Genomic DNA, 277 nt, shown 5'->3' with positions numbered 1-277 from the left:
AGCGCTTTCAGTACCTGAAAGATTTCGCGGTAGGCTTTGGCCGGCTTGTTGGCGGCTTTTTCTTTCACGGCCATACGAACCAGTTGACGCAGTTGCTGGCGGTCAGCATCCGGATGGGCTTCCATCACTTCATTGATCACGCTATCGCCGTCATCAATCATGCGATCACGCAAAGATTCCAGCTTGTGCAGCTGAGCCGTTACCTGAGCATGCTTGTTATTCAGCTTGTCCAGTGCCGCCTGAATCGGTTCGATGTCAATGTTACGCATCTGTTTAC

1 protein-coding gene is annotated in these 277 nt (G+C 51.6%); it reads right to left on the bottom strand.

Annotation, left to right across the window (positions count from 1 at the left end; translation table 11 throughout):
* A partial coding sequence (yjgA, locus tag ACYP03_RS25975) for a ribosome biogenesis factor YjgA (protein ID WP_459782670.1) occupies nt 1-277 on the bottom strand: 277 nt, incomplete at both ends.

This window comes from Photobacterium sp. R1 (assembly GCF_054600795.1).
Note: the sequence above shows the minus strand (reverse complement) of the source record. Positions and strands in the feature narration are given on the sequence as shown.